Source organism: Halomonas caseinilytica, assembly GCF_001662305.1.
Classification (GTDB): Bacteria; Pseudomonadota; Gammaproteobacteria; order Pseudomonadales; family Halomonadaceae; genus Halomonas; species Halomonas caseinilytica.
The window spans coordinates 198161-224757 of sequence record NZ_BDEP01000013.1; the positions used below are offsets into that span (position 1 = coordinate 198161).

Annotated in this window: 33 protein-coding genes; 14 read left to right on the top strand and 19 right to left on the bottom strand. The window is 64.2% G+C overall.

What is annotated here, in order from left to right:
• Positions 1-567 carry a BON domain-containing protein gene (locus A9O65_RS07460; RefSeq protein ID WP_064698824.1) on the top strand — a complete coding sequence of 189 codons (567 nt, stop codon included), beginning with the start codon at positions 1-3 and terminating at the stop codon, positions 565-567.
• A 101-nt stretch (positions 568-668) separates the two neighbouring features.
• On the opposite strand, the gene A9O65_RS07465 is transcribed toward A9O65_RS07460, so the two are convergent.
• The 8 genes from A9O65_RS07465 to zapE form a co-directional block, all read right to left on the bottom strand.
• The gene (locus A9O65_RS07465) at positions 669-1145 is read right to left on the bottom strand and encodes a ClpXP protease specificity-enhancing factor (protein ID WP_064701774.1); all 477 of its coding nucleotides are present in this window, start codon (positions 1143-1145) and stop codon (positions 669-671) included.
• A 43-nt stretch (positions 1146-1188) separates the two neighbouring features.
• Positions 1189-1815 (bottom strand): stringent starvation protein SspA, encoded by a 627-nt coding sequence (sspA, locus tag A9O65_RS07470; RefSeq protein WP_064698826.1) that lies wholly within the window; start codon positions 1813-1815, stop codon positions 1189-1191.
• Between the two features lie 94 nt (positions 1816-1909).
• Complete coding sequence (locus A9O65_RS07475) at positions 1910-2644, bottom strand: cytochrome c1 (RefSeq protein ID WP_064698827.1); 735 nt, start codon at positions 2642-2644, stop codon at positions 1910-1912.
• Positions 2644-3903 (bottom strand): cytochrome b, encoded by a 1260-nt coding sequence (locus A9O65_RS07480; RefSeq protein WP_064698828.1) that lies wholly within the window; start codon positions 3901-3903, stop codon positions 2644-2646. Before A9O65_RS07480 ends, A9O65_RS07475 begins: the two co-directional genes overlap by 1 nt.
• Positions 3903-4508 carry a ubiquinol-cytochrome c reductase iron-sulfur subunit gene (petA, locus tag A9O65_RS07485; RefSeq protein WP_064698829.1) on the bottom strand — a complete coding sequence of 202 codons (606 nt, stop codon included), beginning with the start codon at positions 4506-4508 and terminating at the stop codon, positions 3903-3905. The genes A9O65_RS07480 and petA overlap by 1 nt, the downstream gene beginning before the upstream one ends.
• A 313-nt stretch (positions 4509-4821) precedes the next feature.
• The gene (gene rpsI, locus A9O65_RS07490; RefSeq protein ID WP_064698830.1) at positions 4822-5211 is read right to left on the bottom strand and encodes a 30S ribosomal protein S9; all 390 of its coding nucleotides are present in this window, start codon (positions 5209-5211) and stop codon (positions 4822-4824) included.
• 13 nt (positions 5212-5224) lie between these two features.
• A complete protein-coding gene (rplM, locus tag A9O65_RS07495; protein ID WP_064698831.1) occupies positions 5225-5653 on the bottom strand; it encodes a 50S ribosomal protein L13 in 429 nt (142 codons plus the stop codon).
• Positions 5654-5930: 277 nt separating this feature from the next.
• Positions 5931-7109 carry a cell division protein ZapE gene (gene zapE / locus A9O65_RS07500; RefSeq protein ID WP_064701775.1) on the bottom strand — a complete coding sequence of 393 codons (1179 nt, stop codon included), beginning with the start codon at positions 7107-7109 and terminating at the stop codon, positions 5931-5933.
• Positions 7110-7295: 186 nt separating this feature from the next.
• On the opposite strand from zapE, the gene A9O65_RS07505 reads away from it, so the two are divergent.
• Complete coding sequence (locus A9O65_RS07505) at positions 7296-7724, top strand: Z-ring associated ZapG family protein (protein WP_064701776.1); 429 nt, start codon at positions 7296-7298, stop codon at positions 7722-7724.
• Between the two features lie 51 nt (positions 7725-7775).
• Here A9O65_RS07505 and A9O65_RS07510 read toward each other — a convergent pair whose 3' ends face one another.
• The gene (locus A9O65_RS07510; protein ID WP_064698834.1) at positions 7776-8537 is read right to left on the bottom strand and encodes a Nif3-like dinuclear metal center hexameric protein; all 762 of its coding nucleotides are present in this window, start codon (positions 8535-8537) and stop codon (positions 7776-7778) included.
• A gap of 96 nt (positions 8538-8633) precedes the next feature.
• On the opposite strand from A9O65_RS07510, the gene A9O65_RS07515 reads away from it, so the two are divergent.
• A complete protein-coding gene (locus A9O65_RS07515; RefSeq protein WP_064701777.1) occupies positions 8634-9902 on the top strand; it encodes a Do family serine endopeptidase in 1269 nt (422 codons plus the stop codon).
• Between the two features lie 126 nt (positions 9903-10028).
• Here A9O65_RS07515 and hisD read toward each other — a convergent pair whose 3' ends face one another.
• From hisD to A9O65_RS07560, 9 genes are all read right to left on the bottom strand, one after another.
• Positions 10029-11351, bottom strand: a complete 1323-nt coding sequence (gene hisD / locus A9O65_RS07520; RefSeq protein ID WP_064701778.1) for a histidinol dehydrogenase — start codon at positions 11349-11351, stop codon at positions 10029-10031.
• 40 nt (positions 11352-11391) lie between these two features.
• Positions 11392-12045, bottom strand: a complete 654-nt coding sequence (hisG, locus tag A9O65_RS07525; protein ID WP_064701779.1) for an ATP phosphoribosyltransferase — start codon at positions 12043-12045, stop codon at positions 11392-11394.
• 69 nt (positions 12046-12114) lie between these two features.
• Complete coding sequence (murA, locus tag A9O65_RS07530) at positions 12115-13377, bottom strand: UDP-N-acetylglucosamine 1-carboxyvinyltransferase (RefSeq protein WP_064701780.1); 1263 nt, start codon at positions 13375-13377, stop codon at positions 12115-12117.
• A gap of 14 nt (positions 13378-13391) precedes the next feature.
• Positions 13392-13646, bottom strand: coding sequence for a BolA family protein (locus tag A9O65_RS07535; protein ID WP_064698839.1), 255 nt, complete (start codon positions 13644-13646; stop codon positions 13392-13394).
• A gap of 111 nt (positions 13647-13757) precedes the next feature.
• A complete protein-coding gene (locus A9O65_RS07540) occupies positions 13758-14102 on the bottom strand; it encodes an STAS domain-containing protein (protein WP_064698840.1) in 345 nt (114 codons plus the stop codon).
• Positions 14099-14755, bottom strand: a complete 657-nt coding sequence (locus A9O65_RS07545; protein WP_064698841.1) for an MlaC/ttg2D family ABC transporter substrate-binding protein — start codon at positions 14753-14755, stop codon at positions 14099-14101. The genes A9O65_RS07540 and A9O65_RS07545 overlap by 4 nt, the downstream gene beginning before the upstream one ends.
• Before the next feature lie 2 nt (positions 14756-14757).
• Positions 14758-15222 carry an outer membrane lipid asymmetry maintenance protein MlaD gene (mlaD, locus tag A9O65_RS07550; protein WP_064698842.1) on the bottom strand — a complete coding sequence of 155 codons (465 nt, stop codon included), beginning with the start codon at positions 15220-15222 and terminating at the stop codon, positions 14758-14760.
• A gap of 16 nt (positions 15223-15238) precedes the next feature.
• On the bottom strand, positions 15239-16021 hold the full coding sequence (gene mlaE, locus A9O65_RS07555; protein ID WP_064701781.1) for a lipid asymmetry maintenance ABC transporter permease subunit MlaE: 783 nt from the start codon (positions 16019-16021) through the stop codon (positions 15239-15241).
• Positions 16018-16830 (bottom strand): ABC transporter ATP-binding protein, encoded by an 813-nt coding sequence (locus tag A9O65_RS07560; RefSeq protein WP_064698844.1) that lies wholly within the window; start codon positions 16828-16830, stop codon positions 16018-16020. The genes mlaE and A9O65_RS07560 overlap by 4 nt, the downstream gene beginning before the upstream one ends.
• A 141-nt stretch (positions 16831-16971) precedes the next feature.
• Here A9O65_RS07560 and A9O65_RS07565 point away from each other — a divergent pair, with 141 nt between their 5' ends.
• The 11 genes from A9O65_RS07565 (at position 16972) to A9O65_RS07615 (ending at position 25100) form a co-directional block, all read left to right on the top strand.
• Complete coding sequence (locus tag A9O65_RS07565) at positions 16972-17925, top strand: calcium/sodium antiporter (RefSeq protein WP_064698845.1); 954 nt, start codon at positions 16972-16974, stop codon at positions 17923-17925.
• Positions 17926-17964: 39 nt separating this feature from the next.
• A complete protein-coding gene (locus tag A9O65_RS07570) occupies positions 17965-18951 on the top strand; it encodes a KpsF/GutQ family sugar-phosphate isomerase (protein WP_064698846.1) in 987 nt (328 codons plus the stop codon).
• A 15-nt stretch (positions 18952-18966) separates the two neighbouring features.
• Entirely contained in the window at positions 18967-19524 is a 558-nt protein-coding gene (locus A9O65_RS07575) for a KdsC family phosphatase (RefSeq protein WP_064698847.1), read from the top strand.
• A gap of 4 nt (positions 19525-19528) precedes the next feature.
• Positions 19529-20113 carry an LPS export ABC transporter periplasmic protein LptC gene (gene lptC, locus A9O65_RS07580; protein ID WP_064698848.1) on the top strand — a complete coding sequence of 195 codons (585 nt, stop codon included), beginning with the start codon at positions 19529-19531 and terminating at the stop codon, positions 20111-20113.
• On the top strand, positions 20110-20640 hold the full coding sequence (gene lptA / locus A9O65_RS07585; protein ID WP_064698849.1) for a lipopolysaccharide transport periplasmic protein LptA: 531 nt from the start codon (positions 20110-20112) through the stop codon (positions 20638-20640). The genes lptC and lptA overlap by 4 nt, the downstream gene beginning before the upstream one ends.
• On the top strand, positions 20637-21362 hold the full coding sequence (gene lptB, locus A9O65_RS07590; protein ID WP_064698850.1) for an LPS export ABC transporter ATP-binding protein: 726 nt from the start codon (positions 20637-20639) through the stop codon (positions 21360-21362). The genes lptA and lptB overlap by 4 nt, the downstream gene beginning before the upstream one ends.
• 179 nt (positions 21363-21541) lie before the next feature.
• The gene (locus A9O65_RS07595; RefSeq protein ID WP_064698851.1) at positions 21542-22963 is read left to right on the top strand and encodes an RNA polymerase factor sigma-54; all 1422 of its coding nucleotides are present in this window, start codon (positions 21542-21544) and stop codon (positions 22961-22963) included.
• A 100-nt stretch (positions 22964-23063) separates the two neighbouring features.
• Complete coding sequence (hpf, locus tag A9O65_RS07600; RefSeq protein WP_064698852.1) at positions 23064-23375, top strand: ribosome hibernation-promoting factor, HPF/YfiA family; 312 nt, start codon at positions 23064-23066, stop codon at positions 23373-23375.
• Between the two features lie 6 nt (positions 23376-23381).
• Positions 23382-23861: a PTS sugar transporter subunit IIA gene (locus tag A9O65_RS07605; RefSeq protein WP_064698853.1), complete on the top strand. Its 480-nt coding sequence runs from the start codon at positions 23382-23384 to the stop codon at positions 23859-23861.
• A 38-nt stretch (positions 23862-23899) separates the two neighbouring features.
• The gene (gene rapZ, locus A9O65_RS07610) at positions 23900-24826 is read left to right on the top strand and encodes an RNase adapter RapZ (protein WP_064698854.1); all 927 of its coding nucleotides are present in this window, start codon (positions 23900-23902) and stop codon (positions 24824-24826) included.
• Between the two features lie 4 nt (positions 24827-24830).
• Positions 24831-25100 (top strand): HPr family phosphocarrier protein, encoded by a 270-nt coding sequence (locus tag A9O65_RS07615; protein ID WP_064698855.1) that lies wholly within the window; start codon positions 24831-24833, stop codon positions 25098-25100.
• Positions 25101-25245: 145 nt separating this feature from the next.
• Here A9O65_RS07615 and pmbA read toward each other — a convergent pair whose 3' ends face one another.
• Complete coding sequence (gene pmbA, locus A9O65_RS07620) at positions 25246-26586, bottom strand: metalloprotease PmbA (protein WP_064698856.1); 1341 nt, start codon at positions 26584-26586, stop codon at positions 25246-25248.
• Positions 26587-26597: the final 11 nt, after the last annotated feature.

The window sequence follows — 26597 nt, forward strand, 5'->3', positions numbered from 1 at the left end:
ATGCCCTACAAGTCTCTGTGTACTGCCCTGACCCTCATCTTCCTGCTCGTCCTGTCAGGCTGCTCCAGCATGACCTCCGGCCCCGTCAACGAGCATTACGGTCAACGCACCGAAGGCACCAAGGTCGAGGACTCGAACATCGAGGACAAGATCTACCGCAACCTCGGCGCCACCGACGCGCGGCTCGACGACGCCCGGATCAATGTCAACGCCTTCAACGGCGTCGTCCTGCTGACCGGCCAGGTCCCCAGCCAGGAACTCAAGGACATGGCGGAGCAAGTGGCCGGACAGGTGCGCAATGTACGCAAGGTGCACAATGAGCTCACCATCGCGGCCAATCTACCCTCCAGCCAACGACTCGCCGACACCTGGATCACCACCAAGGTCCGCACGTCCCTGGCGACCAACGAGAACATCGACGCCAGCCGGCTGCTCGTCGTCACCGAGAACGCCACCGTCTATCTAATGGGCATCGTCAGCCGTGCCGAGGCCGACCGCATCGTATCGGCCGTCTCGAATACCGGCGGCATGCAACGCATCGTCAAGGCCTTCGATTACCTCGACTGAGATTGCCCGGACAGGCACCACGCATACGCGAACGGCAGGCCAGTAGGCCTGCCGTTCGCGTTCTTCACTCGCTCCCGGCATCGAGACGCCGGACGACGAGCCTACTTGACAACCCGCAGGGAGGGACGCCCCTTCTTGGGCGCCTCGCCCTCCTGCTCCGAATCCGTCGTCTTGCGCTCTTCGGACTCGTCGACACTGGCCAGCGTCGGCCCTGACGTTTCGCCTTCCTGCACGGCCTCGGTCTCGTCATGGCCGGTATCGGGCATCACCGGCTCATGGCCGAAGACCATGCCGACGCCGTTCTCGCGGGCATAGATGGCGATCAGCGCCTCCATGGGCACCATGAGCTGCATCGGCTCGCCACCGAAACGAGCAGAAAAGGCGATCGCCTCGTTCTCCATGGACAGGTCGCGAATCGCGGTGACCCCCATGTTGAGCACGATCTGGCCATTCTGGACGAATTGCCTGGGCACCTCGACGCCCTCCTGCTCGGCATCGACCACGATATATGGCGTCAATTCGTTGTCCAGCAACCACTGATAAAGGGCCCGGGCAATATAGGGACGGCTTGAATGCATCGTTCGGCCCTCCTGAGTCGGTACTTCGAACGGGAATGAAAATTCAGGGACGCATTTCGCGCTCGGCTTCACTCAGCGCAGTCTTGAAGCCTTCGCGTTCGAAGACGCGCTCCATGTACCCCATAAGCGGCTGAACCTGTTTTTCGGGCAATTCGATGCCCAGCGACGGCAGGCGCCACAGGATCGGTGCCAGGCAACAATCGACGAGGGTGAACTCCTCGCTCATGAAGAACGGCATGTCTTCGAAGATCGGCGAAATCCCGACCAGACTCTCGCGCAGCTCCTTGCGCGCCTTGTCGGCCTCCTTCTTCGACCCGTTCCGAATCTGTTCGACCAGCGGGCACCACTCGCGTTCGATGCGGTGCATCCACAATCGACTCTGGGCACGGGCCACCGGATAGACCGGCAACAAGGGCGGATGCGGGAAGCGTTCGTCCAGATACTCCATCATCACCTTGGATTCGTAGAGCACCAGATCGCGGTCGAGCAGCGTGGGGACACTGTTGTACGGATTGAGATCGGCGAGCTCCTCGGGATGCTTATCCTCGGTTACCTCGACGATATCAACAGCCACACCCTTCTCGGCGAGCACAATACGCACGCGATGACTGTAATGATCATCGCCCCCGGAATAGAAGATCATCGATGACCGCTTGGCCACTACACCCATGAAACAATCCTCGCATCAGTTCGTGCCGGAATGATAACACGACGCACCCCGGTCGGGGGCGTCGTGACATGCCACATCGACGAATCGAAACGACTCAGTGAACGTCGCGCCAGTACTCACGCTTGAGCAGATAGGCCACGATGGCAAAGACGAAGAGGAAGATCAGAACCTTGGGAGCCAACGCCTCGGCCTTCAGCCGGGATGGCTCGCCGACATAAGCCAGGAAGTTGGTCAGATCGAACATGGCACGCTCGAACTCGTCAGGCGACATGGAGCCCTCGCGGACGAGCTCGAGATGGCACTCCGAGCCTCCTTCATGCTCCGCGTCGCTGCACACCTGCCGCTGCACGCCCTGGAGTGGCTCCAGCACGTTGGGCATGGCCACCAGCGGGAACACGGTATTGTTCACGCCCGTGGGGCGCTGCGGATCACGATAGAAGCCGAGAAGATAGGAATAGACCCAATCGACACCACGCAACCGGGTCACCAGGGTCAAATCCGGCGGTGCTGCGCCGAACCAGGCCGCGCCCTCCTCGCTGTTCATGGCATTGCTCATCTGGTCATTGAAGGCATGGTCATCGGCGAAGATCAGGTGCTCCTCGACCAACTCCCGGGGAATCTCCAGATCCTCGGCAGCCCGTGAGAAGCGCTGATGCTCCAGGGAGTGACAGCCCATGCAGTAGTTGACGAAGAGCTTCATGCCATTCTGCAACGACGCCTTGTCGTGCAGGTCCGGCGTCATGTCCCGCAGATGGGCATCACCGCCGCCGGCAGCGAGACCGGTTACCGGCAACAAGGCAAGGCACAGTGCAAACAGTGATTTTCTCATCAGTCGGTCACCCTTTCCGGCACGGGCCTGGTCTTTTCCAGACGGGTGTAGAACGGCATCAGCAGGAAGTAGGCGAAATACCCCAGCGTGCACACCTGAGCGATTGTCGTGCGCGTTTCCGTGGACGGCAGCACACCGAGCACGCCGAGCACGCTGAAACAGACCACGAACAGCCCCAGCATCACACGGGAGATCCACCCCTTGTAGCGCATCGAGCGCACCGGACTGCGATCCAGCCAGGGCAGCACGAACAGCAACCCGATCGCCAGCCCCATGCAAACGACACCAAGGAACTTGGCCTCCAGCCCGAATATCGAGAAGGTGACGCCACGCAGGATCGCGTAGAAGGGCGTGAAGTACCACACCGGCGCGATATGATCCGGTGTCTGCAAGGGGTCGGCCGGCTCGAAGTTGGGCTTCTCGATGAAATAACCGCCCCCTTCGGGGAAATAGAAGACGACCACGCAGAACACGAACAGGAACACGGCCACGCCGACCAGGTCCTTGACCGTGTAATACGGGTGGAAGGGAATGCCATCCAGCGGTTTGCCATCGGCGTCGGTCTTGTCCTTGATCTCGATGCCGTCGGGATTGTTGGACCCGACCTCGTGCAACGCCACGATATGCAGCACCACCAGCGCCAGAATCACGATCGGCAGGGCCACCACATGCAGGGCGAAGAAACGGTTCAGGGTGATGCCCGTGACCAGGTAGTCGCCACGAATCCATTCGGCGAGCCCCGGGCCGATGGCGGGAATGGCGGAAAACAGCGAGGTGATCACCTGGGCTCCCCAGTAAGACATCTGTCCCCAGGGCAACAGATACCCCATGAAGGCCTCGGCCATGAGCGCCAGATAGATGGCCATGCCGAAGACCCAGACCAGCTCCCTAGGCGCCTTGTAGGAGCCATACAGCAGGCCGCGGAACATGTGCAGATAGATCACCACGAAGAACGCCGACGCACCGGTGGTGTGCAAGTAGCGGATCAACCACCCCCACTCCACGTCACGCATGATGTACTCGACGGAGGCGAACGCATCTTCCGCCGTCGGGGTGTAGCTCATCGTCAGCCAGATACCGGTGAGGATCTGGTTGACTAGCACCAGCAGGGCCAGCGAACCGAAGAAGTACCAGAAATTGAAATTCCTCGGAGCGTAATAACGAGACACGTGATCCTGCCACAGCTGCGTGGCCGGGAAGCGTTCATCGACCCAACGCATCACGCCGCGCTGCGCCTTGGGCTTGTTGGGATTTCCCATCAGGCAGCCTCCTCGTCTTCACTGGCACCGACAACGATCACCGCATCACTCTCGAAGTAATAAGGGGGAACCTCGAGGTTGAGCGGCGCGGGCACGTTGCGGAACACCCGCCCCGCCAGATCGAAGCGCGAACCGTGGCACGGACAAAAGAAGCCACCAGGCCAGTCATCGACGCCCACACCTTCGGCATTGGGCTCGGGCCTGAACAGCGGAGAGCAGCCAAGGTGGGTACAGATGCCGATGAACACACCGATCTCTGGCCGGATGGAACGTAGCGGCCCCTGCGCATAGTCGGGTTGCTGTGGCTTGCTGGAATCGGGATCGGCCAATCGGTCGGCGCTCAGCGCTTTCGTCCGCTGGATCATTTCCGTGGAGCGATCGAGAATCCAGACGGGCCGGCCGCGCCACTCGACCACCATGCGCTGGCCGGGCTCGAGCTTGGAAATGTCTGCCTTGACGGGGGCTCCCGCCGCCCTCGCCCTGGCACTGGGCTGCCAGGAAGACAGGAAGGGCACCGCCACGCTGACCGCCCCCACCGCTCCGATGACGGTGGTCGCAGCCACCAGGAAACGGCGTCGTCCCTTGTTCACGCCATCGTCTGCCATGTACTGGTTTCTCCGTCGGCTTATCCGTTCGGAGAGCGCTGACAAGCCACGACACGGCTGGACCACGGGCTGGCATGCTGTGCTCATGCGCCTTGCGCGATGTCGTGCGACGTAAAGCTCAGCGTCTCCTTGTTGTTGTCTTCGTCCCGCCTGGACGCCACGCGATCACGGATCTCGCAGATAGCTAACATAGCAAGAAAAACGGCTACCTCGCACGATAATGCTTTCCACGCGACCAAAACGTCATACCCAATACCCATACAAAAACGCCCGGGTCGAAAGACCCGGGCGTCGAGATCGGCCAGCGTGTGATTTAACGCTTGGAGAACTGCGGGCGACGACGCGCCTTGCGCAGACCGATCTTCTTGCGCTCGACCTCGCGGGCGTCACGCGTCACGTAACCGGCCTCGCGCAGCGGACGACGGAAGTCCTCGTTGTATTCCATCAGGGCACGAGTGATGCCGTGGCGGATGGCGCCGGCCTGGGCCGAACCACCGCCGCCCTTGACGGTGACGTAGACGTCGAACTGATCGAGAGTCTCGGTCAGTTCGAGGGGCTGACGCACGACCATGTGGCCGGTAACACGACCGAAGTAATCGTTCAGCTCACGATTGTTGACCGTGATCTTGCCGGTTCCCGCTTTCAGGAACACGCGGGCGGTAGAGGTCTTGCGGCGACCGGTGCCGTAATACTGCTGTGTCATGGCGAAGACTCCCTCAGATGTTCAGTTCTTGCGGCTGCTGGGCGGCGTGGGGATGCTCGGTGCCGGCATAGACCTTGAGCTTGGAATGCATGGCACGACCCAGCGGACCCTTCGGGAGCATGCCCTTGACCGCGAACTCGATGACCCGCTCAGGAGCGTAATCGATCATCTGTTCGAAATTCATGGAACGCAGACCACCCGGATAACCGGTGTGGCGATAGTAGTTCTTGGCCGTGGCCTTGTTGCCGGAGACCTTCACCTTCTCGGCATTGATCACGACGATGTAATCGCCGGTATCGACATGCGGGGTGTATTCCGGCTTGTGCTTGCCACGCAGGCGGCGAGCGATTTCCGTGGCCAGGCGACCAAGCGTCTTGTCCGCAGCGTCGACGACGTACCAGTCGCGTTCGACGGACTGCGGTTTGGCAGTGAACGTCTTCATGGGTGAATCACCAAATTGATGCGTTGGGTCCGACCGGCGAGCCGGTGAAGGACCATCCCTATTTTTCTTGGTTGCCGCCTCGCCCGTCAGGCCGAGCGACAACTTTCGAGCGAGCGCGCATTCTACACGACGCGCCACAGCCATGGCAATCGCAAAGCTGGAAGGCAACATGCCCCCTACGGCCTGGGTCAAGGTTTTCACTTCCCTCTTCAAGCTTCCAGCCGCGAAGCGGCGCTCTTCGAGCTTCAAGCTCCCGGCCCGGCTCCGCCGGGCCGGGTCAGGGCTTGTGCGGCAGCGCCAGGTAATCGTAGGACTGCATTTCCTGAAGCCTCGACAGGGTACGCTGGAACTCGAATTCCAGCTTGCCGTTGCGATACAGCTGCTCCGCCGGTGCCTCGGCGGACATCAACAGCTTGACGCCACGATCATAGAACTCGTCGACCATGTTGATGAAACGCCGCGCCCTGTCATCGGTGGAGCCATCCATGCAGGTGACATTGGACACCAGCACGCTGTGATACTCGCGCGCCAACTCGATGTAATCGTTCTGGCTCCGAGGCCCGTCGCACAGCTCGGCGAACTCGAACCACACCACGTCCTCGTGAAGCCGGCGCGTCTGCAGCACGCGATGATTGATCTCGACGGCAACGTCCCGCTCCCCTTCGCTACCGGCCAGCGAACGGAAACTGCGCTCCAGCTCGCTCTCGGCATCCTCGTCCAGCGGCGAATGGAAGATCTCGGCCTGCTCCAGGGCACGCAGCCGATAATCGATGCCGGAATCCACGTTGACCACCTCACAGTGGCGCTCGAGCAGATCGATGGCCGGCAGGAAGCGGGCTCGCTGCAAGCCATCCTTGTAGAGATCGGCCGGCACAATGTTGGACGTCGCCACCAGCACCACGTCTCGGGCGAACAACGCCTCGAGCAGGTTGGCCAGGATCATGGCATCGGTGATGTCCTTGACGAAGAACTCATCGAAGCAGATGACCCGTGCCTCCTCGGCGAACTTGTCGGCGACCAGCGTCAAGGGGTTGCGCTGCCCCTTGTAATGCTCGAGTTCGCTGTGCACCCGCTGCATGAAGCGATGGAAGTGGGTGCGGATCTTTTCGGGAAAAGGCAGGGATTCGAAGAAGGCATCCACCAGATAAGTCTTGCCACGCCCCACACCGCCCCAGAAATAGAGCCCCGAGACCGCCGGCATGGCCGGCTCGTCCGGTGCCTCGCGCTTGCCGAACCAGCCCGACATGCGCGCCTTCAGCCCCTTGGCCGCGGATGCCGGGGCACTGGGGCGAGAGCGCGGCGTCTTCAGCAATTCATCGTAAAGGCGTTGCAGATGCTCGACGGCCCGCTCCTGAGCCGGGTCGTACTGAAAGTCATCGCGCTCGAGATCGGCACGGTAACGCGCCAGTGGCGAGCCCGCTCGCGGTGCGTCGAGAGTCCTGTCGCTATCGCTCATGGACATTCCTGGCGATCCATCCTGGCATGACATCGAAAGAGGAGCATTATACGCGTCGCAGGCAGGCTTGGCACCGTCGCCGAGGGCCGTTGACCCCGGCGCTCACCCAGGCTCTATAATGGGGCGCCGTGCGGTTTCATCGGGAGAAGCCGCCGCCAGGCCGAACGACAGCTCAGGGAGAAGGACGTGGAACAAGGCAATATCAATTGGATACTGGCCATCGCTTGCTTGCTGGCCGGCGTGGGTATCGGCGCCCTGGGCTATCACCTGCTCAACGGTGGCGCCAGGAACGCACAGAAGCTACGGCAGCGCCTCGCCGAGCGAGACCGCGAACTCAGCGAGCTACGCACTGGACTGGGCGAACATTTCGACCGCGCGAACGGGTTGCTCGACGCCCTGCTCGCCAACGGGCAGAACCTGCAACAGGAAATGCAGGACAGTGCCGCCCAGCTCGGTTCCTCGCAGCCACGCAAGCCCGACTTCCGACAGGCCGACGAGACGAGCGACGATGTCAATGCCCCACGCGACTACGCCGATGGCAACCGTGGCACCCTCTCCGAGGACTTTGGCCTGAAATCCGACAACGATACTCCCGCCCAGCCACCGCGCTACTGATTAAGCGGCGCACTCGCCAGCGCCGGGGCACAGCGAGTGCGCCTCTCAGGTTCAAGCCGGGTTGTCGATATCCACGAAGCGATGCTCGACGCCAAAGCGTTCGACCAGCCAGGCGCCGAGCGCCTGAACACCGTAGCGCTCGGTGGCATGATGCCCCGCCGCCAGATAGTGAATGCCCATCTCGCGCGCCAGATGGGTGGTACGCTCCGAGATCTCGCCGGAAATGAAGGCATCGGCCCCGGCCTCAGCGGCCTGGATGATCATGTCCTGGGCACCGCCCGTGCACCAGGCGACACGCCGCACCTCACCTGCCACCGGCGACTCGACCAGCAGCGGCGAGCGCGCCAGGCATTCGCCGACATGCTCGGCCAGTTGCCGCGGCGCCATGGGCTCGTCGGGCGCACCATGCCAGATGAGGCCTTCGCCAAGGACGCCATCGACGCATCCCTCGACACGAAAGCCCAGGCGCTCGGCCAGGGTTGCGTTGTTGCCGAGCGTGGCATGCGCATCCAAGGGCAGATGATAGGCAAGCAGGTTGATATCGTGGTTCATCAAGGTGGCCAAGCGCCGCCGCTTCATGCCGACGATGTTGACCGGCTCGTTCTTCCAGAAATAGCCGTGATGCACCAGCACCAGATCAGCCTGCCAGGCGACCGCCTCGTCGAGCAGCGCCTGGCAGGCCGTGACCCCACTCATGACCCGCTGGATGCGCTCACGGCCGCCCACCTGCAGGCCGTTGACGGTGTAATCCTTGAAACGTGCAGGGGCCAGCAGCTGATCGCAGGCCGCCACCAGTTCGTCGCATGTCGTCATGACCCCTCCGGGCGTGGTGCGGGATGAAATGTTACAATCGCCACATTGTAACGAGTGCCTACTCCCCCCGCGACCACGCAGAAGGAACCTCACCGCATGCGACGCGCCCTCCCCTACCTCTGGCCTGTCCTGATCGGTGTACTGGCGGCCACCGTGCTGCTCAATGCCTTTCCGCAGCTACTGGGGCGCCAGGATAGCGATGGCGGTTCCGGCACGCTCATCCAGGCACGCCAGGATGGCAGCACGCCGGCCAGTACCGATCGCTCGGCTCCTGACATCCGCCAGGCAGCTCCGATGTCGCGCGACCAAGGGCCGGTGAGCTACGCCGAGGCGGTGGAGCGTGCCGCACCCGCCGTGGTCAACATCTACTCGTCACGGGTGGTCGAACGCGACTCGCACCCCTTGATGTCGGATCCGTTCTTCCGCCAGTTTTTCGGTGACAATGCCCCAAGCCGCCAACGCATGCTCTCGAGCCTCGGCTCCGGCGTCATCGTCAGCGAAGAAGGCTATGTGCTCACCAACCACCATGTGATCAACGGCGCCGACCAGATTCGGGTGGCATTGCGCGACGGCCGCGAGACCCTCGCCGAGGTGGTGGGCACCGATCCGGAGAGCGACCTGGCGGTACTGCGCATCGACCTGGAAGACCCTCCGGTGATCGAGCTCACCGACTCACAGGAAGTCGCCGTGGGAGACGTGTCGCTGGCCATCGGCAATCCCTTCGGCGTCGGACAGACCGTCACCATGGGAATCATCAGCGCGACCGGACGCAGCCACCTGGGACTCAGCGCCTACGAGGACTTCATCCAGACCGACGCCGCCATCAACCCAGGCAACTCGGGGGGCGCCCTGATCAACCCCGAAGGCGCCCTGGTCGGCATCAATACCGCCATCTTCTCGCGCTCGGGCGGCTCTCAGGGCATCGGCTTCGCCATTCCCGCCAACCTGGCACGCAACATCCTCGACGAACTGGTCACCAGAGGACGCGTGGTCCGTGGCTGGCTGGGAATAGAGGCCCAGGAACTCAACACAGAACTGGCCGCCTCCTTCGGTCTCGAGGCTCCCAGCGGCGTGGTGATCGCCGGCGTCGTGCCGAACGGTCCGGCCGCCGCGGCCGGGCTGCAGCCCGGCGATGTGCTGCTCGAAGTCGATGGCGAACCGATCGTCGATCCCCGCCAGACCATGGGCGATATCGCGGCAGTGACGCCAGGCACCGAACTGCCGGTCACGATCGTGCGTGGCGGCGAGACCCTGGAGGTCGACATCGAGGTCGGAGAACGCCCCACACCGAGCCGCCCCTTCCCGTCCGAACCTCAGGACACATCGGCTTCCCAGGCGCCTTCCGCGTCACAAGACGCCCCATGAAAGACGCCCCGCAGAGCGGGGCGTCAAGGCAGTCAGCGGAGGTGTACTTGCACTCTTGCTTGCCGATGCATCTCGCCAAGACCGGCCTAGACCCGATGCCTGTCGCGAAGGGCCAGTCGCCAAGGGTCAGTCGCGAATGCGGTACTCGGCACTGCGCGCATGAGCCGTCAACGACTCGCCTCGCGCCAGCACCGAGGCGGTCGGCCCCAGGCTGGACGCTCCCTTCGCCGAGCAGTGAATCAAGGAGGAGCGCTTCTGGAAGTCGTAGACCCCCAGGGGTGACGAAAATCGCGCCGTGCCGGATGTCGGCAGGACATGGTTCGGCCCGGCACAATAATCTCCGAGTGCCTCGGCGGTATGCCGACCCATGAAGATGGCGCCGGCATGCCGCACCTCGGGCAACCAGGTCTCGGGCGTGCTCACCGAGAGCTCGAGATGCTCGGGCGCGATGCGATTGATCAGTTCCAACGCCTCGTTGCGATCGCGGCACTGGATCAGGGCCCCACGGGCGGCCAGCGACGCACGCACGATCTCCTCGCGCTCCAGGGTCGGCAACTGGCGTGCCATGGCCTCGGCCACCGTATCCAGGTGCGCTTCGTCCCAACTCACCAGGATCGCCTGGGCATCTTCATCGTGTTCGGCCTGGGAGAAGAGATCCATGGCCAGCCAGTCGGGATCGGTCTCGCCATCGGACACCACCAGGATCTCCGAGGGGCCGGCGATCATGTCGATGCCAACCTGCCCGAACACCGCCCGCTTGGCGGTCGCCACGTAGATATTGCCGGGGCCGACGATCTTGTCCACCCGCGGCACGCTCTCGGTGCCGTAGGCCAGAGCCGCCACCGCCTGGGCGCCACCGATGGTGAACACATGATCGACACCGGCGAGATGGGCGGCGGCCAGTACCAGGTCGTTGAGCACGCCGTCTGGCGTCGGCACCACCATGACGATCTCGCCGACGCCGGCCACATGCGCCGGCAGGGCGTTCATCAGCACGGAGGAGGGATAGGCCGCCTTGCCGCCGGGCACGTAGATGCCGGCCCGATCCAGCGGCGTCACCTGCTGCCCCAGCACGGTGCCGTCCTCCTCGGTATACTGCCAGGACTGCGGCTTCTGGCGCTCGTGGTAACGGCGGATCCGTTCGGCCGCATCGGCCAGGGCCTGTTGCTGTATCGAAGGCAGATTGTCATAGGCCTGGCGAAGCCGATCGGCCCCCAGGGTCAATTCCGCCATGCTCTCGACGGCCAGGCGATCGAAGCGATTGCTGTATTCCACCAGGGCGGCATCGCCACGCCGCTTCACCGCCGCCAGGATCTCATCGACGCGCTGCTGCACCTCGGTATCGGAAACACCTTCCCAGGCCAGCAAGGCATCGAGGCGCGCCTCGAAATCGGCATCCTTGGTGGTCAGACGCGCAATGTCCAGGCCACCTGCAGGAGATTCGCTCATGACGGTTCCGTCCTTTTGCAACGGTTGAGACAGATAGGGCTCAGGCGGATGCCTGCTCACGGCGACGCGCAACCGCCTCCTGGAGACGCCGCACCAGTGGCTTGATACGATCGTGCTTCATCGTCATGGCCGCCTTGTTGACCACCAGCCGTGTACTGATCGGCGCGATCAACTCGCGAGGCTCCATGCCGTTGGCACGCAGGGTATTGCCGGTATCGACGATATCGACGATCTCGTCGGCCAGATTCATCAACGGCGCCAGTTCCATGGCACCGTACAGCTTGATGACCTCGGCCTGGATGCCCTGCTCCGCATAATAGCGGCGAGCCACCTCGGTAAACTTGGTCGCCACCCGGCGCCGGGCCCGTTGCGGTTCGGCCCCCGTGACACCGGCCGTCATCAGCTTGCAGTGGGCGATCTCCAGGTCCAGCGGCTCGTAGAGTCCTTCGGCGCCATGCTCCAGCAACACATCCTTGCCGGCCACGCCGACATCGGCGGCCCCGAGCTGTACATAGGTCGGCACATCGGTGGCACGAATCACCACCAGCTTGACGTCCGGCAAGTTGGTGTCGAATAACAGCTTGCGACTGGCCGACAGTTCCTCGGCCGGCACAATGCCGGCATCGGCCAGTAGCGGCAGCGTCTCGTCGAGAATACGGCCCTTGGAAAGGGCCAGAATCAGTTGCTTGTTCATGGTATTGCCCGTTGTCGGCTTGGGCGCTGTCTGAAAAGTCGACGAGCCTAGGCAGTGGCCAGGCAATGCCTAGCCCGGCACGCGTCGAATCTTCGCCCCCAGCAGTTGCAGTTTCTCCTCGATGCACTCGTAGCCGCGGTCGATATGATAGATACGATCCACCAGGGTCTCGCCCACCGCCATCATCGCTGCCACGACCAGCGAGGCCGAAGCGCGCAGGTCGGTCGCCATCACCGGGGCGCCAGACAGGCTCTCGACACCGGTGATCACGGCGGTATTGCCCTCCAGGGCAATGTCGGCCCCCATCCGGTTGAGTTCCTGGACATGCATGAAACGATTCTCGAAGATCGTCTCGACGACACGCGCGGTCCCCTCGGCCACCGCATTCAAGGCCACGAACTGGGCCTGCATGTCGGTAGGAAAGGCCGGATAGGGTGCGGTGCGCACGCTGACCGCCCTGGGGCGCTGGCCATGCATGTCCAGCGCGATCCAGCCGTCTCCGGAAGTGATCTCGGCACCGGCTTCTTCCAGCTTGGCCAGCACCGCCTCGAGGAGATCGGCACGGGTGTTGCGCACCCGGACCCGCCCCCGTGACAGCGCCGCCGCAACCAGGAAGGTCCCCGTTTCGATGCGGTCGGGCATGACATCGTGGGCCGCTCCATGCAGGCACTCAACACCCTCGATGACGATGGTGTCGGAACCATGCCCGCGGATGTCGGCCCCCATCTTGATCAGGCATTCGGCCAGGTCGACCACTTCGGGCTCGCGAGCGGCATTCTCGAGCACCGTGGTGCCCTCGGCCAGCGTGGCGGCCATCAGCAGGTTTTCGGTACCGGTGACCGTCACGGTATCGAAGAAGATGGTCGCCCCCTTCAGGCGTCCATCGACCCGGGCGCGGATGTAGCCGCCTTCGACCCGAATGTCGGCGCCCATGGCCTCCAGGCCCCGGATGTGCAGGTCGACTGGCCGCGACCCGATGGCACAACCACCGGGCAGCGACACATCGGCCTTACCGAAATGCGCCAGCAAGGGCCCCAGCACCAGAATGGAGGCACGCATCTTCTTGACCAGCTCGTAAGGCGCGTGACAGTCGTGCACCTGGGAACCATCGAGCTGGATGCTCATGCGCTCGCCCATTACCGGCTGCACGCCCATGTGGCCGAGCAGTTCCAGGGTCGTGGTGATATCCTGCAGGTGCGGCAGGTTACCGATGGTCACCGGTTCCTCGGCCAGCAGGGTCGCACAGAGTATCGGCAAGGCGGCATTCTTGGCACCGCTCGCCCAGACCTCGCCATCGACGGGGCCGTTACCGGTAATGATCAGCTTGTCCATGATTGGGTCGACCCTCAGGCCCCCTTGTTCTCGGCGGCATCTTGCCACTGTTGCGGAGTGTAGGTGCGGATGGTGATCGCATGCAGCGCACCGGAGGCGATCTCCTCCGACAAGGCGCCATAGATCAATTGCTGACGCTTGACACGCGACAGCCCTTCGAAGACCTCGCCCACGGCGACCACCTGAAAATCGCAGCCCTCGCCCTGGATATGAAATTCGCAGCCGTCGAGTCGGCTCTCGAGCAGCGCCTTGACGTCACTGGGATGCATCGAATCCTCGCTCGTCTGTATCGTCGGTGAATGCGCCACTCAGTGGCAGCGCTGGCAGACCCGACATGGTAAAGAAAAGCGTGGCGCTTGGCGATGCCAGGCGAGAAAGGCTCAGACGCTGGCCGCGGCCGGCGAGGCCGCCGGCAGCAAGCTATCCAGTTCGGCGACCTCGGTCAGGCTCGCCAGGGGAGCCGAAAGCCGCACATCGACCACCTCGACACTCGCCTGGCGTGCCTGGCGCAACCACTCGAGCAGCACGCTGATGGCGGCACTGCTGACACGGTCGACGCCCTGCAGATCGAAGGCCACCCGCTCGCCGTGCCCCCGGCCCTCGAGCCAGTGACGGCCGGCCTCGGCCAGGGCCGCAGCTCCCTCGAAGTCGACGCTGCCGACCACTGTCAAGGTGTCGTCGGCCGCCTCGAGGCGATTGGCCCCATCCTCGAGCAGAACGCTCACTCACCCTCCTCCAGATCTTCCACGTCGAGCTGTGGCGACCAGCCATTGATCACCGCGTCATAGTCACGATTGTGATCTCGCATGGCCTGATCGAACTGATTGCGGAAGGTCAGGCCGAGGTTGATGCCATTGACGATCACGTTGACGACCTTCCACTGACCATCGTCGAGACGCATCGTGTAACTGACCGGATAGACGGTGCCATCGACCCCGACGACCTCCATGGACACGCTGGCCTGATCATCGTAGCGCGAAGCCTGCTGTGCCTCCGGTACGCGGATCTCGCGGTAGTCGAAGGTGACCAGGCCCTTGGCATAGGTATCGATCAGGGACTGGCGGAAGGTCTCGACGAAGCGCGAACGCTGCTGGGGCGTTGCATTGCCGAAATAGCGCCCCATCACGCTGGCGCCGATATAGCGGAAATCGGCCACATCGGCCAGATTGTCCTCGACGACGGCCTCGAGCTCATCGGGATGCTGGGCGAAGTAGTCCCTGCGCCCCTCGATCTGGGACATCAGCGCCTCGATGCTGTCGCGTATCAGCGCCTCGGGATGCTCGGCATCCTGCGCCTGGGCCGGCAGCGATGCCACCAGCAGGATGAGAAGCATCAGGGTGGCGTGCAGCCGAACCAACGAAAAAACCGGTTTCATCATCGTCACTCCTTGGCCATGTTGGACACGAATTGCTGGATGAGCTCCTCCAGCACCAGGGCGGACTGGGTATCGCGAATGCGGTCACCATCCCCCAGAGTCTCGGGAGCGCCGCCCACCGAGAGTCCGATGTATTGCTCGCCGAGAAGCCCTGAAGTCAGGATCGCGGCCGTCGTATCCTCGGGGAGTGTGTCCTCGAGGCTGCCGTCGAGTTCCATGACCACATGGGCATCGTACCAGTCGGTATCCAGCTCGATGCTCTGCACCCGCCCCACCGTGACACCGGCCATCGTGACCCGAGCGCGAGGCTTCAAGCCACCGATGTTGGCGAAGTTGGCTTCCAGCTCGAAGCTGCTTGCGGGACGCTCGAGACTGAGACCGCTGACCCTCAACCCCAGGAATACCAGCCCGAGGATGCCGGCCAGCATGAACAGCCCGACTCCCAACTCCATCACCTTGCTACGCTTCATTGCGTGTCTCCGAACATCAGGACAGCCCTCCGAACATTACAGCGGTCAGCACGAAATCCAGACCGAGCACCGCCAGGGACGCATATACCACCGTACGCGTCGTGGCCCGGGAAATCCCCTCCGAGGTCGGCACCAGGGCATAGCCCTGATACACCGCGATCCAGGTCACTACCAGGGCAAAGACCAGACTCTTGAGCAGGCCATTACCCACATCCGCGACGAAATCGACGCTGGCCTGCATGTTGCCCCAGTAAGACCCTTCAAAGACGCCGAGCCATTGCACGCCCACCAGCTGGCCGCCCCATACGCCGACCACCCCGAAGCCGATGGTCAACAGGGGCAGGGCAACGAAGCCGGCCCAGAGCCGCGGCGCCACCACGCGACGCAACGGATCGACACCGATCATCTCCATGCTGGTCAGCTGTTCGGTGGCCTTCATCAAGCCGATCTCGGCGGTCAGCGCCGATCCGGCCCGGCCGGCGAACAGCAAGGCCGCGACCACCGGCGCCAGCTCGCGCAGCAATGACAGGGCCACCATCTGGCCCAGGGCATCCTCAGCACCGAAGTCGACCAGGATGGTATATCCCTGGAGCGCCAGCACCATGCCGATGAAAAGGCCCGACACCAGCACGATGGCCAGCGACATCACACCCACGAAGTGCATCTGGCGCAGCCATAACCGAACGCCCTCGGCGGAGGGCACGCCGAACATCGACTGGGCCAGGAAGATCCCCGCATCCCCGAGACGCTCCAGGGTCTCGCACCCCCAACGTCCCAGTCGCACGATGTGGTCGATCATTTCGGCCCTCCCGCACCTAGCAGATCGGCATAGAAGTCTCGAGCCGGATAATGGAACGGCACCGGCCCATCGGGCTCGCCATGGACGAACTGCCGTACCCTGGGGTCGCGATCCACGTCGAGGTCGGCCGGCGCTCCCCGGGCCATGACCTGACCGTCGGCGATCACATAGACATAGTCGGCGATGGACAGTGTCTCCTTGATGTCGTGGGAAACCACTACCGCGGTCAAGCCGAGGGCATCGTTGAGCCGACGGATCAACTGCACCAGCACCCCCATGGAGATCGGGTCCTGACCGACGAAGGGCTCATCATAGAGGATCAGCTCCGGGTCCAGGGCAATGGCGCGCGCAAGTGCCACCCGGCGCGCCATGCCACCGGACAGCTCGGCGGGCATCAACTGGCGCGCGCCACGCAGCCCAACCGCCTGCAACTTCAACAGGACCAGATCACGAATCATCGATTCGGGCAGGTCAGTGTGCACGCGCAGCGGAAAGGCCACGTTCTCGTACACGTCGAGATCCGAGAACAGGGCACCGCTCTGGAACAGCATACCCATGCGCCGTCGCAGCCTGAACAATGCCTTGCGCGACAAGGCATGCACATCCTCGCCGGCAATGCGCACCCGCCCGGCATCCGGTGTGAGCTGCCCCCCGATCAGCTTGAGCAGGGTCGTCTTGCCGGTACCGCTGGGGCCCATGATGGCAGTGATCCGCCCGCGCGGTATCGCCATGTCGACGCCACGGAAGATCGACGTCTCGCCGCGGGAATAATGCAGGCCTTCCACTTCAACGAAAGGGGAGTCGGTCATCCGTTCGCCTTCTCAACCAGGATTATCGAACATCGTATCCTAACTGGAACTCGACGCGCCAGCACAGCAGCCACCGGCTTGCACCGGCATGACGCAGCATGTTCAATAGGCCACCTTTCCGCCACGGATTTCCCGCTACCCATGCTGATTCCCGTCCTTCTCGTGCTGCTCGGTCTCGTCGGCCTGCTATGGAGTGCCGACCGCTTCGTCGGCGCCGCCGCCGCCACGGCCTGTCGTGCCGGCATGAGCACCATGCTGGTCGGCATGACCATCGTCTCCATCGGCACCTCGGCGCCCGAGATCGTCGTCTCCATCATGGCCTCGCTGGACGGCGCGCCCAACCTCGCTACCGGCAACGCCCTGGGCTCGAACATCGCCAATATCGGTCTGGTGCTGGGCGTTACCGCCATGGTCGTGCCGATCCCCGTACGCTTTTCCATCGTGCGCAAGGAGTTGCCGCTGCTGCTTGGCGCCACGGGACTGGCCGGTTATGCCCTGGCCAACAGCCAGCTCGATCGCCCCGATGGCCTGTTGCTGGTTCTCATGCTGATCTTCAGCCTCTGGTGGCTGTTTCGCGCCGACACGCCAGGCGTGGCGGATGCCGACGCCGACATCCCCGACATGCCCCTGCTGCGCGCCCTGTTCTGGCTCACCCTGACCCTGATCGTGATGGTGGCAAGCTCACGCGCCCTCGTCTGGGGAGCCAGCGAACTGGCCCGTGACTTCGGCGTCAGCGAGCTCGTGATCGGCCTGACCATCGTCGCCATCGGCACCAGCCTGCCCGAACTCGCCGCCTGCGTGGCCAGCGCCCTGAAGCGCCACCACGATCTGGCCATCGGCAATGTCATCGGCTCGAATCTATTCAACATGCTCGCCGTGCTCCCCGTGCCGGCGCTGATGCATCCGGGGGCCACCGATCCTGCCGCCGCCGGCCGCGACTACCCGGTGATGCTGCTGCTGACCCTGGCGCTGGGCATGCTGCTGCTGTGGCAGCGACACGGACACATCAAGCGCCTGCCGGGTGCCCTGCTGGCATTGTCCTACACCGCCTACCTGATCTGGCTGAGTAGCGGCCAGGCCACCGCCGGCGCCTGACCCTTGAGTGAAACCCCATGACGGGCAACAATCTCTTCTATGACTGACGCTACCTCTCCCTCCGCCCAGTTGCGTGCCAGCGCCATCCGCACCCTGACACTGGAACAGCAGGCCATCGGCGCCTTGATCGAACACCTCGACGATGACTTCGAGCGTGCCTGCGAGCTCATCCTGGCCTGCCCGGGCCGGGTCGTGGTCACCGGCATGGGCAAGTCCGGACATATCGGCGGCAAGATCGCCGCCACCCTGGCCAGCACCGGCACTCCAGCCTTCTTCGTGCATCCCGGCGAAGCCAGCCACGGCGATCTGGGCATGATCACGCCGGGTGACGTGGTCCTGGCACTATCACACTCGGGAGAGACTGCCGAAGTCACCGCCCTGCTGCCACTGCTCAAGCGGCTGGGCACCCCCTTGATCAGCATGACGGGGCGCCCTGCCTCCACCCTGGGGCGTCACGCCGACGCCCATCTCTACGCCGGCGTCGAACGCGAGGCCTGTCCGCTCGATCTTGCTCCCACGTCCTCGACCACCGCCGCCCTGGCGCTGGGCGATGCCCTGGCCGTGGCACTGCTCGAATCACGAGGCTTCACCGCCGAGGACTTCGCCCTCTCGCACCCTGGCGGCAGCCTGGGCAAGCGACTGCTGCTGCGCGTCTCCGATCTCATGCACCAGGGCTCCCGCCTGCCCAGGGTGGCTTCCGGCAGCCCGCTGCGCGATGCCCTGCTGGAAATCACCCGCCAGGGACTGGGCTTCACCTGCGTCGTCGACCCCGACGACCGGCTGGTCGGCGTCTACACCGACGGCGACCTGCGACGCACCCTCGACCAGCATGCCGACCTGAGCGGACTCAAGGTCGACGACGTCATGACCGTGCCGGGCAAGCGCACCTCGCCCGACACCCTGGCCGCCGAAGCCGTGCGCCTCATGGAAGACAATCGCATCACCGCCCTGGCCGTGGTGGATGACGACGGCCACCCCGTCGGCGCCCTGCACATGCACGACCTGCTCGCCAGCGGCGTGATCTGACCCCAAGGAGTTGTCATGCGTCACGAATCCCCTTCGCTCGCCCCCCACCTGCTCGACCGCTTGCGGCGAGTACGCCTGCTGGCACTGGATGTGGACGGCGTGCTCAGCGACGGACGGCTCTACTTTCACGCTGACGGCAACGAAATCAAGGCCTTCCACACCCTGGATGGCCACGGCATCAAACTGATACGCAACGCCGGCATCGAGGTCGCGCTGATCACGGGGCGCGACTCGCCGATGGTCAGTCGCCGCGCCGCCGCACTCGGCATCTCCCATCTTCATCAAGGGATCGCGCGCAAGCTTCCCGTATTGCACCAGCTCTGCGAGCAGCTCGACATCACCCTCGACCAGGTCGCCTACTGCGGTGACGACATGCCCGACCTGGCCCCCATCTTCCAGGCCGGCGTCGGCATCAGCGTCCCCGGCGCGCCAAGCTACATCCGCCAGCACGCCGACTGGGTCACCGAGCGCCCTGGCGGACACGGCGCGGTGCGCGAGATCTGCGATGCCCTGCTCCAGGCCCAAGGGCAATGGGATGCCATGCTCGACGCCTATCTGAATGATCGGGCCTAATCCCATGCGACTGCCCCGCCCCGGTTTTCGTACCTGGCTCTTCCTGCTGCTGCTGGCCCTCGGCGGCGGGCTGGCCCTGCTCGATTCTCGCGACGACGACTCGCCCGGGCCGGTGCCCCGGGACGCCGCCGGCGAGCCGGACTACTACCTGGAAGACGTCGAAGCCACACGCTTCGATGCCGAAGGCACCCCCCACCAGCGGCTCGTCACCCCGCGCCTCGTGCACACCCCCATCGACGATGTCACGCGCCTGGAAAACCCCGAGGTCAGGCTCCACGCCGATGATGGCCGGCTCTGGACCGCCCGCGCCGAGCAAGGCCGGCTGGAAGCCGGTGGCAATCCCCTGAGGCTCAGCGGCGATGTCCGCCTCGAGGCCCCCGCGGAACGCTGGCGCCTGACCACTCAGAGGCTGCACTACGATGCCGACACCGGCCATGCCTGGAGCGAGACGCCCGCCACGCTTAGCCAGCCTCCCCAATCCATGCGGGGCGAGCATTTCGACGCCTGGATTCATGACAATCGTGCGCGACTGACCGACAATGTTCGCGGTCATCACCCGCCGGCAACCGATGAGGACCCCGAGCCATGACGCGAACCACCTCCCCCTTTCTGCTGGGCCTGTCACTGGTCATCCTGAGCCTCGCCGTCTCCCAGGCACAGGCACTGGAGGGAGACGCCAGCGCCCCGATCCAGGTCGAGGCCGACCGCCTGGACCTCGATGACCGTGCCGGCACCGCCGTCTACCAGGGCAACGTGAACATTCAGCAGGGCAGCATGCGCCTGACCGGCTCACGAGTGGAAATCCGCCGCAACGACGCCGGCGAGCTGAGCCAGGCCATCGCCACCGGCGATCGCGCCTATATCGAACAGCAGCCCGCTCCCGACGAATCAGTGGTACGCGGCTGGGGGCAGCGCATCGTCTACCACGTGGCCGAACGCCGCATGGAACTCATCGACCAGGCCGAACTGCACCGGGGCGGTGACACCTTCGATGGCGGCTACCTGGAGTACTTTCTCGATCGCCGCGTGGTCCAGGCGCGTTCCTCCGCGGAAGGCGTCGAAGGCAACCAGCGAGTACGCATGACCCTGGAACCCGAGCAGCAGGATTCCCAATGAAGACGCTCCACGCCCGCCACCTGGCCAAGAGCTACAAACGCCGACGCGTGGTCCATGACATCAGCCTGGAGATCGGCCAGGGCCACATCACCGGCCTGCTGGGCCCCAACGGGGCCGGCAAGACTACCTCCTTCTACATGATCGTGGGCCTGGTGCGTGCCGATGCCGGCCAGGTCGCCATCGACGATCTCGACTTATCCGATGCCGCCATGCACGAGCGCGCCCACGCCGGTATCGGTTATCTGCCCCAGGAAGCCTCGATCTTCCGCAAGCTCAGCGTGGCCGACAACATCATGGCCATTCTCGAGACCCGCAAGGATCTCGACCGCGCCGGCCGTCGCGACCGCCTGGAATCGCTGCTGGAAGACTTCCACATCACCCACATCCGCCACAACATCGGCATGAGCCTGTCCGGGGGTGAGCGCCGACGGGTGGAAATCGCACGCGCTCTGGCCACCGAGCCTGACTTCATCCTGCTTGACGAACCCTTCGCTGGCGTGGATCCGATTTCCGTCGGCGAGATCAAGGGCATCATCCGCCAGCTCAAGACACGCGGCATCGGTGTACTGATCACCGACCACAACGTCCGCGAGACCCTCGACATCTGCGACGGCGCCTACATTGTCGGCGACGGCCAGATCATCGCCGAAGGCGACGCCGAGGCGATCCTCGCCAACCAGCGAGTGCGCGACGTCTACCTAGGCCAAGACTTCCGCCTCTGAGCCCACGGCTTGCCGCCCCTCAGCGCCATGTCACCACAACAAGCTGATATAATGAACACTTTATCACCAAGGCACGAAATTTGCCGATGGCATGATAATTGCTTTATCGAAGACTTGCATGCCGTGATGCAACGCACTAGGGTGGAGGTTTCTCGCACGTTGAGCGGTTCTCTTTTCCTATGGCCATGAAGGCTTCCCTCCAACTTCGGCTCGGCACCCAGCTGACCATGACGCCCCAATTGCAGCAGGCCATCGCCCTGTTGCAGCTTTCCACTCTCGACCTGCGTCAGGAGGTCCAGCAGGCCCTGGAATCCAACCCCATGCTGGAGCTCGACGAGGACTTCGGCGAACTGGCCGTCGGCGAGGCGCCCGAAGATGACTGGGCCAGCGAGATTCCCGAGGATCTGACCGTCGACAGCGACTGGTCCGATACCTATCAGGATGCCGGATTGGGCAGTCTGAGCGGCACGGGCAGCGGCGAGGCCCCCGACTTCGAGCGTCAGGCAGCGGGCCAAAGCCTGCAGGGGCACCTGGCCTGGCAACTGGCCATGAGCGGCCTGGATGAGCGCTCCTCGCGTATCGCCGAGAGCCTGATCGACGCGGTCAACGAGGATGGCTACCTGGACCAGCCGCTGGACGCGATCCGCGATGGCCTGCGCGCCCAGGGCCTGGAAGGGCTCTCCAGCCGCGAGGTCGAAGCCGTGTTGCTGCAGGTGCAGCAGTTCGAGCCCACCGGCGTCTTCGCCCGCGACCTGCGGGAATGCCTGATGCTGCAGCTCGCCGCCCTGCCCCAGGAAACACCTCGACTGCCGCAGGCCCGGCGCCTGGCCCGTCAGTTCCTCGAGGCCCTGGCCGGCGATGATCGACGCCTGCTCAAGCGCCGCCTCGGCCTGGACGACGCGGCGCTCGACGAGGTGATCGCCCTGATCCGAGGACTCGACCCACGCCCGGGCAGCGCGTTCGCCAGCGGCGGCAACGACTACGTCATCCCCGACCTGGTCGCCCGGCGCGACGAACAAGGCTGGCAGATCGAGCTCAACCCCGAGGCCATGCCACGCGTGCGCATCCAGCCCGACTACGCCGCCTTGATCCGACGCGCCGACAAGAGCCAGGACAACCAGTTCCTCAAGGATCACCTGCAGGAGGCGCGCTGGCTGCTCAAGAGTCTGGCCAGTCGCAACGACACTCTGCTGCGCGTCGGTCGCGAGATCATGGCCCGCCAGCTGGACTTCCTCGAGCACGGCGAGGAAGCCATGAAACCCTTGATCCTGGCCGACATCGCCCAGGCCGTCGAGATGCACGAATCGACCATCTCGCGGGTGACGACCCAGAAATACATCCACACGCCACGCGGCGTGTTCGAGCTCAAGTACTTCTTCTCCAGCCATGTCGGCGACGGCGACGACGCCCACTCCAGCACCGCCATACGGGCCCGGATCCGCAAGCTCATCCATGAGGAACCGGCACGCAAGCCACTCTCCGACAACAAGCTTGTCACCCTGCTCGCCGAGGAAGGCATCGATGTCGCACGGCGAACCGTGGCCAAGTATCGCGAAGCCATGAACATCCCCTCCTCGAGCCAGCGCAAGCGCCTTCGCTGAGCGTTTTCGAGCGAGCCTGGCAACAGCGTTTCACAGGGGGTTTGCACGACTCCAAAAAGGGTTACAATCGAGGCACAACCCAAGGAGCAAGGAGCGTGTCATGCAAGTCAACCTCACCGGCCATCATGTGGAATTGACCGACGCACTGCGTGACTATGTCCAAGAGAAGCTCGCGCGACTCGAACGTCACTACGACAACATCACCACCGTGCAAGTCACGCTCTCCGTGGAGAAAGAACGTCAACAGGCTGCCTGTACCCTGCATGCCGCCGGTGCTGACCTGCATGCCGAAGCGATGGACGGGGACATGTACGCCGCCATCGACGCCCTTGCCGACAAGCTCGATCGCCAGTTGGTGAAACACAAGGAAAAATCCCAGGCGCGCGCCCAAGGCGCCGCCGGCGTACGCTGATCCATCATGACTCTGGAAACCATCCTTCCCCCCGAGCGCACGCTCTTCGACGTGCCCGGGGGGAGCAAAAAGCGCGTACTGGAATTCTTCAGCACCTTCATCGCCCAGAACACACCGAGTCTGGACAGCCAGGAGGTCTTCAGCCGCCTGATCGGTCGCGAGCGCCTGGGCAGCACGGGCATCGGGCACGGGGTCGCCATTCCCCACTCCCGCAACCCGCACTGCAAGGCGCCCATTGCCGGCTTTCTGAAGCTCGCCGAGCCGATCGACTTCGACGCCGTCGACGGCGACCCTGTCGACCTGGTGTTCGTGCTGCTGGTTCCCGAGCAGGCCGACGACGCCCATCTGGCCTTGCTCGGCCAGGTCGCCGCCGTAATGAACGACGCCGACACCCGTAACGCTCTGCGTCGTGCCGATAGCCAGCACGCCTTGCACGAACGACTCATCGAGGCGATACGCCGACAGGCACCGGCCGAGAACGACTGACGGCACAACGGCCAGCCACTCGACCAGGAGACCCTGCCATGCAGATCGTGATCATCAGCGGCCGTTCAGGCTCGGGCAAGTCGATCGCCCTGCAGGCATTGGAAGATCTCGGTTTCTATGCCATCGACAACCTTCCGGCCACGCTGCTCGGCTCGCTGGTGGACGAATTGCGCGACGGCCAGGCACGTTCCATCGCCGTCAGCATCGACGCCCGCAACCTGCCGCATGCCCTGCAGCGCTTCCCGACGCTGCTCCATGACTTGCGTCACCGGAAGGTCCAGTGCCAGGTGGTCTACCTCACTACCGATGCCCGCATCCTGCTCGAGCGCTATTCGGCCACTCGGCGCCGCCATCCATTGACCCGCAACAACCGGATGACGCTTGCTGAAGCCATCGATCAGGAGGAAGCATCCCTGGCAGAGATCCGTGATCTCGCCGATCTGGTGATCGACACCTCGCGGCTCTCGGTGCATGAGCTGCGTGGACGCATCGCCGACCAGGTGGCCGAGCGCGGGCAGGAAGCCCTCGCCTTGACCATCGAGTCCTTCGGCTTCAAGCGCGGCGTCCCTCTCGACGCCGATATTGTCTTCGACGCACGCTGCCTGCCGAATCCCTACTGGGACCCTTCACTGCGTGATGCCACCGGACGCGACGACAGCGTCATCACCTTTCTCGAGACCTATCCGATGGTCGACGAGATGCGCCGGGACATCCTCGCCTGGGTGGAACGCTGGCTGCCCCGCTACCTGGCCAGCCAGCGCAGCTACCTGACCGTGGCCATCGGCTGCACCGGGGGGCAGCATCGTTCGGTCTACCTGGCCGAGCGCCTGGCTCACGACCTCGCCGCCCAGCATCCCAGCGTTCGCCTGCGCCACCGCGAATTGGGCATACACCTCAGCCGCCTCCCCTCGGAAACGCCACCCACCCAGGAACAAGACGATCACGACCACGAAAAGGAATCCTGAGTCCGTGCCGAGTCGCAAGCTCACCTTGACCAACAAGCGCGGTCTGCACGCCCGCGCCGCCACCCGCCTGGTCCAGTGCTGCCAACCCTATGATGCCAGCGTTACCGTTTCCCATGGCGGTCGGACAGCCAACGCCGACAACATCATGTCGCTGCTGATGCTCGCCGCCCCCTGCGGCACCGAACTCCTCCTGGAAGCCGAGGGCGAGGACGACGAGGCAGTCCTCGATGCCCTCGAGGAGCTGTTCGAGGCCCGGTTCGACGAGGAGGCCTGACAGCTGGAAGCTGGAAGGCAGCATGAACACCGACGCACGGGATCAAGATTTTTCTTCAAGCTTCCAGCTTAAGCTCGCGAAGCGGGCGTTCTTCCAGCTCCGGGCGAAGCCCGGCTTTTCGAGCGGCGCAGCCGCGTCCCGGGCGCTACGCGCCCGCGACCGTCATCTCGTCGATCAGCCAGCTACCGGTATGTATGCTGCCCCGGGTGTCGATATCGTCACCGATTCCCACCAGCCCCTGGAACATCGTCTCGAGATTGCCGGCAATGGTGAACTCTTCGACCGGATGCTGGATCCTGCCATTCTCCACCCAGAAGCCGGCGGCGCCACGCGAGTAGTCGCCGGTCACGCCGTTGACGCCCTGGCCCATCAGCTCGGTCACCAGCACACCGCGATCCATGCGCGCCAGGAGCGATTCCTGCGATTCGAGCGGTGCCGTGATGCGCAGGTTGCGGGCGCCACCGGCGTTGCCGGTGGTCGACATGCCCAAGCGTCGCGCGCTGTAGGCGGAGAGCAGGTAGCTGGCCAGGCGCCCCTGGTCGATGAAGACATTGTCCCGAGTCTGGACGCCATCGGCGTCGAAGGGGCTGCTGGCCATGGCCCCCACTTCCATGGGACGTTCGCCCAGGGAAAACCAGTCGGGGAACAGCATGGTATTCAGTCGTTCGCACAGGAAGGACGACTGGCGATACAACGCACCACCGGCGATGGCCCCCATCAGGTGCCCGACCAGCCCGGAGGCGAGCGACGGATCGAACAGCACCGGCATGCGACCGGTAGCCGGCCGCACGGCGCCCAGGCGCTGCAGCGTGCGTCGTGCCGCGCTCTCGCCCACCGCGGCAGGATCCCGCAGGGCGCGCGGGTCACGCGACGTGGTGTAGTCATAGTCCCGCTGCATGCCCGAGGCATCCTCGGCGATCAGCAGGCATGACAACGAATGTCGGCTACCGCGCTGCCCACCCAGGAAACCGTGACTGTTGGCATAGACATGAACGCCCTCGCCGCTGGACAAGCTGGCGCCCTCGGAGCTGCGAATCCCCTCGACACCACGCCCGGCGCTCTCGCAGGTCAGAGCCAGTTCGATGGCTTCCTCGGTGGAGAGCGGCCAGGGATGATGTACATCGAGGTCCGGAAAGCGAGTGGCCATCAGCTCGGCATCCGCCAGACCGGCGGCGGGATCCTCGCCCGTATAGCGTGCGATGGCCAGCGCCTTCTCGACCACGTCGCGCACCGACGCCTCGCTGGCATCGGAGGACGAGGCACTTCCCTTGCGCTGGCCGACGTAGACGGTCACCGCAATGCCCTGATCCCGCGACAACTCAACGGTTTCCACATCCCCTTCGCGCACGCTGACGCCGATGCCCTGATCGACGCTGGCTCCCACCTCGCAGGCATCGGCCCCCAACCGGCGCGCCAGCGCCAGGGCCGCTTCGGCACGAGTTTCCAGCAGTGCCTGCTGATCGGCGGCATCGAAAGCCTGTGTCATCGATCTGTCTC